At 67.5% G+C, this 3,211-nt stretch carries 2 protein-coding genes; one reads left to right on the plus strand and one right to left on the minus strand.

Annotated elements, in window-relative coordinates; genetic code table 11:
* Positions 1–38: 38 nt before the first annotated feature.
* Entirely contained in the window at positions 39–1,109 is a 1,071-nt protein-coding gene (locus tag G6035_RS19330) for an ROK family glucokinase (RefSeq protein ID WP_176618725.1), read from the minus strand.
* Positions 1,110–1,273: 164 nt separating this feature from the next.
* On the opposite strand from G6035_RS19330, the gene G6035_RS19335 reads away from it, so the two are divergent.
* On the plus strand, positions 1,274–3,088 hold the full coding sequence (locus G6035_RS19335) for an AMP-dependent synthetase/ligase (protein WP_176618726.1): 1,815 nt from the start codon (positions 1,274–1,276) through the stop codon (positions 3,086–3,088).
* Positions 3,089–3,211: the final 123 nt, after the last annotated feature.

Genomic DNA, 3,211 nt, shown 5'->3' on the forward strand with positions numbered 1-3,211 from the left:
CCGGCCTGGGCGCCCGGCCCATGTGGCGGCTGTTGCCCTTAGCGGCCCAGGGTGCTGCGGGCGTGCCTCGTGTGCCGGCGCCGCACCCCCAGGCGGTCGGACTGGCGTACCCGTGAGAGGTCCGCGGCACCGATCAGGCCGGCGGAGGGCCCCAGCTGCGCCCCCGTGATGACGGCCTCCTGCCGGAAGCCGCGGCCCGTGAGGTTCTTTGCGTAGGTACGCCGGGCCGGGGCCAGCAGCAGCTCGCCGGCCGCGGACAGGCCGCCGCCAATGACGAAAAGCGCCGGGTCCAGCGCCGCGGCCAGGTTGGCAATGCCCAGGCCGAGCCAGTCCCCCACTTCCTCAACCAGTTCCCGCGACGTCGGCTCCCCGGCCAGGGCAAGTTCCGTCACCACGGTCCCGGTGATGTCCTTGGGGCGCCCGTCAACGGCGGCCAACAGTTCGGTGGCCATCGGCGACTTCGCCCGGGCCAGTTCCCGTGCCTCCCTGCCCAACGCGTTGCCGGAGGCGTATTGTTCCCAGCAGCCGCGGTTGCCGCACTCGCAGCGGTGCCCGCCGGGCATGATGATTTGGTGGCCGAACTCCCCCGCCATGCCGAAGCTGCCCCGCTCCACCCGGCCGTCGACGACGAGTGCGCCGCCAATGCCGGTGCCCAGGGTCAGGCACACCAGGCGGTCGTGCCCGCGTCCGGCGCCGAAGCGCCACTCGGCCCAGGCGGCGGCGTCGGCGTCGTTGGCCAGCGCCACGGGCCGGTTCAGGAGCCTCTCCAGGTTTTCCCGCAGGGGCTCGTTCCGCCAGGCGAGGTGCGGGCTGAAGACGACCGTGCCGCCGTCGAGGTCCATCCATCCGGCGGCGCCAATGCCGACGCTGCGCAGCTCGTGGCGGGCGCCCAGCTCGCGGACCAGGTCCACGATGACGGCCTCCACGGCCCTGGGGTCGCGGCCCGGGGTCTCACGGCGCAGCTCCTCGCGGATGTTTCCCATGCCGTCCACGACGCCCGCGGCAACCTTCGTTCCGCCGATGTCTATGCCGAGGGCCAGGCTTCCACCGACGGCCGCCCGTCCTGGAAATCGCAGGGTGGGCCTGAAGACGGGGCGAGGTTGCTGCATCCCCCGAGTCTAGCCACCGCGGGCGGCACGGTCCCCGAATTGAATGTGTGATCCAAACAACATAAAGTTACTGATGAGTAACTTATTTCTTCGGACCGGCTGCTGCGGGCTCCGGATAGAGTAAGGCCAAGCCTTGTTTGGACTGTCATACGTAAGGAGCCACAGTGCGCGAGATTACCGTTCCGGCCCAGGTGGTCAGCCCGCGGACCATGAACACCACGGACCTTTTACTGCGCCAGTCGCGGTTGGATTCAAATCCCGCCCTGTTCTCCCGCCGCAACGCGGACAATGTCTGGGTGGACGTCTCCGCCAAGGAATTCCACGCCGACGTCTGCGCCATTGCCAAGGGCCTGATCGCCTCGGGCATCGGGGTGGGCGACCGTGTGGGCATCATGGCCCGCACCCGCTATGAATGGTCGCTGGTGGACTTTGCCATCTGGTTCGCAGGTGCCGTGTCCGTGCCGATCTACGAAACGTCGTCGCCGTCGCAGGTGGCCTGGAACCTGGGCGACTCCCAGGCCGTGGCCGTCATTGCCGAATCCGCCGGCCACGAAAACGTGATCCGACAGGCCGCGCACAATGAGGGGCTGGCGGCGCTGAAGAATGTCTGGCAAATGGAAGGCGACGGCCTGGACGCCCTGCGGGACGCAGGCCGCGACGTGCCCGACGCAGTGCTGGAGGTCCACCGCACCTCCAACAGCCTCGATGACATCGCCACGATCATCTACACCTCCGGCACCACGGGCCGGCCCAAGGGCTGCATGCTCATGCACCATAATTTCGTGGAACTGAGCGAAAACGCCTTGGCCGTGCTGGGCAGGGATGTTGTCCCGCCCGGCTCGCAGACCGTCATGTTCCTGCCCCTGGCGCACGTGTTTGCCCGCTACATCTCCGTGCTGGCCGTGGCAGCCGGCGCCAAGGTGGGGCACACCCCCGACATCAAGCACCTGCTCGAGGACCTCCAAAGCTTCAAGCCCACCTTTATCCTGGCCGTGCCGCGCGTCTTTGAGAAGGTCTACAACTCCGCCGTGCTCAAGGCCGAGGGCGAAGGCAAGGGCAAGATCTTTGCCGCAGCCGCCCAGACGGCGATCGATTTCTCCCGCGCGGGCCAGGCAGGGAAGGTGCCGCTGCTGCTGAAGGCCAAGCATGCCCTGTTCGACAAACTGGTCTACGGCAAGCTGCGCGCAGCCATGGGAGGCAACGTCCGCCATGCAGTCTCCGGCGGCGGACCGCTGGGCGAACGGCTGGGCCACTTCTTCCAGGGCATTGGCCTTCAGATCCTCGAAGGCTACGGCCTGACGGAGACCACTGCACCCGTCACGGTCAACCGCCCCGAACTCATCAAGATCGGCACAGTCGGCGCCCCGCTGCCCGGCAACGCCGTGAAGATCGCCGACGACGGCGAGATCCTCGCCAAGGGCGTGTGCGTCATGAAGGGCTACTTTGGCCGCGATGACCTCACCGCCGACGCCTTCGCCGACGGCTGGTTCCGCACGGGCGACATCGGCGAGCTGGACGAACAGGGCTTCCTGAAGATCACCGGGCGCAAAAAGGAAATCATCGTTACGGCCGGCGGCAAGAACGTGGTGCCGGCACTGCTCGAGGACCAGATCCGCGCCGATGCCATCGTTTCCCAGTGCCTGGTCATCGGCGACAACCGCCCGTTCATTGCCGCCATCGTGACCCTCGACGCGGATGCCCTGCCGCAGTGGGGGCGCCACAACGGCCTGCCCGAGGGCATCACCGTGGAGCAGGCGGCGAAGGAGCCGGTGGTCATCGCCGCCGTCCAGCATGCCATCGACAAGGCAAACGGCTCGGTTTCCCAGGCCGAGTCCGTCAAGGCGTTCCGGATCATCGACACCGACTTCACCGAAACCTCCGGCCACCTCACCCCCTCCATGAAGGTCAAGCGCGCCCAGGTCCTGAAGGACTTCGACGCCGTGGTGGAGGACATCTACTCCGCAAAAAAGCCCGCCTGACCCACTTCCAACGCTCGGTTGCAATCGGGCGTGTTTCCCCAAACCCTCCCGCGCGAATGGGCGTGTTTTCCCAAACCCTCCCGCGCTTCCCCCGCGTCGACCCGCGATCGGGGGCGTGTTTTC

This window comes from Arthrobacter sp. SDTb3-6 (assembly GCF_013376095.1).
GTDB lineage: Bacteria > Actinomycetota > Actinomycetes > Actinomycetales > Micrococcaceae > Specibacter.